The sequence below is a fragment of the Helicobacter sp. MIT 11-5569 genome, from assembly GCF_000765695.2.
GTDB lineage: Bacteria > Campylobacterota > Campylobacteria > Campylobacterales > Helicobacteraceae > Helicobacter_D.
The window spans coordinates 1-2701 of the sequence record NZ_JRPB02000029.1; the positions used below are offsets into that span (position 1 = coordinate 1).

The 2701-nt window shown below is 37.6% G+C and carries 4 protein-coding genes; all 4 read right to left on the reverse strand.

Going from position 1 to position 2701, the window contains the following annotated elements; all coding sequences use genetic code 11:
* Positions 1–50: 50 nt before the first annotated feature.
* Genes LS70_RS10350 through LS70_RS09755 form a run of 4 tightly spaced genes read right to left on the reverse strand, consistent with a single transcriptional unit; the run spans position 51 to position 2695 of the window.
* Complete coding sequence (locus LS70_RS10350; RefSeq protein WP_268902953.1) at positions 51–572, reverse strand: aldo/keto reductase; 522 nt, start codon at positions 570–572, stop codon at positions 51–53.
* Positions 538–921, reverse strand: coding sequence for an aldo/keto reductase (locus tag LS70_RS10355; protein WP_268902954.1), 384 nt, complete (start codon positions 919–921; stop codon positions 538–540). The genes LS70_RS10350 and LS70_RS10355 overlap by 35 nt, the downstream gene beginning before the upstream one ends.
* 26 nt (positions 922–947) lie before the next feature.
* On the reverse strand, positions 948–2042 hold the full coding sequence (locus LS70_RS09750) for an aldo/keto reductase (protein ID WP_328591105.1): 1095 nt from the start codon (positions 2040–2042) through the stop codon (positions 948–950).
* A gap of 11 nt (positions 2043–2053) precedes the next feature.
* Positions 2054–2695: a sugar O-acetyltransferase gene (locus tag LS70_RS09755; RefSeq protein ID WP_081949873.1), complete on the reverse strand. Its 642-nt coding sequence runs from the start codon at positions 2693–2695 to the stop codon at positions 2054–2056.
* Positions 2696–2701 lie beyond the last annotated feature (6 nt).

The window sequence follows — 2701 nt, forward strand, 5'->3', positions numbered from 1 at the left end:
TTTTTGCTCCTTAGAAATACATTTTTGCAATAAAATTACCCAAATTAAGCTTAAAGAAAGTCCTCATCTTGAAATTCATTACGCATAGATTGCACACTTTTGGGGTCATTGAGGTCAATAAAAAGACTTTTGCCCCTATCAAGCTGCGCAATTTTTGACATTTCTGCTTCATTCAATGCAAAATCAAAAACCGCAATGTTTTCTATCATTCTTTGCTTGTGTGTGGTTTTTGGAATCACCACCACCCCGCGTTGTATTAACCAACGTAAAATCACTTGTGTTACACTTTTGTGGTGTGTTTTAGCAATTTGCACAAGAATTGGATTATTTAAAACATCGCTACTTCCTTTGCCAAAACTAGCCCATGATTGTAAAATAACAGAATATTCTTTTGCGATTTTTTGTGATTCAAAACGGGCATAGAGCGGGTGGCATTCTACTTGATTGATTGCGGGTTTTATCGTGTTATTAAGACAAAAATCCACAAGTTTATCAGCATAGAAATTGCTCACACCAATAGCTTTGATTCTACCCTCTTTATAGAGTTTGCTCACGCTCTCCACGCACCACATAAGTATCATTATAGGGCATATGGATAAGATACAAATCTATATAATCAAGCCCGAGTTTTTGGAGCGAATTTTCAAAAGATTTAAGGATTTTTTCTTCGTTGATATGATTAATCCAAGCTTTGGTAGTGATAAACAATTCTTCACGCCTGATTCCACCATTTATTGCATTTTGAACCGCTGCTCCCACCGCTCTTTCGTTAAAATACACCTCAGCAGTATCAATATTACGATAACCCACGCTAATAGCATCTTCAACACATCTTTGGCATTCTTTTAAATCCTCAATCGTATATGTTCCATAGCCCAAAATTGGCATTTTAACGCCATTATTTAAAGTAATAAATTCCATTTTGCTCCTTTATAATTTAGTGAATGCTATTTTCCTAGCTTATCCCCAGAAGTAGCAAGAGATTCCCCGATTTTTCGCTCATTAAGCCATTTAATCGTGGCAGGGTCTCTGTGATTTAGCCCAACATTACCCGTTTCCAAAGTTGCAATTTGCTTTTTGTCTTCCAAATCAAGCTCAAAATCAAAAATTTTAAAATTTTCTACCATACGCTCTTTTTTGGCTGTTTTGGGTATCGCAATAATGTTGCGCTCAATGAGCCAACGCAAGATAATTTGCCCAATGCTTTTATTATGTTTTTTAGCAATTTGGCTCAAAACTTCATTGCTGAAAATATTATTTTTGCCTTGCGCAAAAGGGCTAAAAGCCTCATAGGCAATGTTGTATTCTTGCATAATCTTTTGCAAGGCAATTTCTTGACGAAATGGATTGCAGATAAATTGATTAATCGCAGGGATAATTTCATTATTCATACAAAAATCCACCAATCTATCGGGATAAAAATTGCTCACACCAATAGCGCGGATTCTCTTTTGTTTATAAAGCGCACTGATTGCGCACCATTGCGCATACAAATCGCCAATAGGCTGGTGAATCAAAAACAAATCCACATAATCCACTTTGAGTTTTTTGCAACTCTCATCAAAAGCAAATTTGGTGGCATCTTCTGTATTTTTCTTAAATAGCTTAGTTGTGATAAAAATTTCTTCTCTTTTTAGCCCACTTGCTGCAATTGCTGCACCGACAGCTTCTTCATTTGCATAAGCTTGTGCAGTATCAATAAGACGATAACCCACTTCAAGCGCATCTTCAACGACTCTTTGGCATTCTTTGAGGTCTTTGATATTTAATACACCAAGTCCAAGAATGGGAATCTTAACGCCATTATTTAAAGTAACAAATTGCATCGTTGCTCCTTGTGTGTTTGTTAATGTTTGCTGTGTGTTTTGCTCATTAGAATCACTGCATGCACCTAAGCCTAGCATGCCTAATCCTGCTAGGCTAACCAAACCTCCGACTTTTGCAGAGGTTGCCAAAAACTCCCTACGACTTGTAGATTCCATAGAATCAATAGAAGCTATAGAATCTACCGCACAATTTTGGTTAGAATCTTTTAGTTTCATTTATTATCCTTTTAGTGTTTTTTTGGATTGTCTTCAAACTCCAACATCTTAAGCACTTTTGCAGGATTCCCTCCAACGATTGCATTTGCTGGCACATCTTTAGTTACCACGCTTCCTGCAGCAATAACCGCATTATCGCCGATAGTTACACCCGGGCAAATGGTTACATTAATCCCAATCCACACGCGATTGCCTATTACGATAGGTTTGCAAAAGGTCGCTTGGCGGTTGTAGGGGTTGAAGTCGTGGTTGATTGTTGTGAGGCACACTTTGGGTGCGATAAACACATCATCGCCAATGGTGATTCCACCTCTATCCATAAATGTGCAAGCTTGATTCATAAAAAAGTTTTTGCCCACGCGAATATTTTTGCCAAAATCGACATAAAATGGCGGGATTATCCACGCACTAGAATCTAGCTTTTGTCCGATGATTTTGCTAAAAATTTTACGCACTTTTTTGGGGCTGTGGTTGCCACAATTTAGCTTATTTGTTAGCTTGATTGTTTTGGTAATCACTGCTATGATTTTGGCACATTCTGGGTCGTTCATATCGACAAGCTCACCTGCTAAATCGCGCGTGAATATATCGCGATTTGTCGTTTTTGTGGGTGTGCTTCTTTGTGAAAATGTATTTTTAAGTTTTGGTTGCATTGTTAC

What these genes read in the sequence shown, in the direction of transcription:
- LS70_RS10350 (WP_268902953.1), bottom strand. Translation starts at nt 572, where the DNA reads ATGTGGTGCGTGGAGAGCGTGAGCAAACTCTATAAAGAGGGTAGAATC.
- LS70_RS10355 (WP_268902954.1), bottom strand. Translation starts at nt 921, where the DNA reads ATGGAATTTATTACTTTAAATAATGGCGTTAAAATGCCAATTTTGGGC.
- LS70_RS09750 (WP_328591105.1), bottom strand. Translation starts at nt 2,042, where the DNA reads ATGAAACTAAAAGATTCTAACCAAAATTGTGCGGTAGATTCTATAGCT.
- LS70_RS09755 (WP_081949873.1), bottom strand. Translation starts at nt 2,695, where the DNA reads ATGCAACCAAAACTTAAAAATACATTTTCACAAAGAAGCACACCCACA.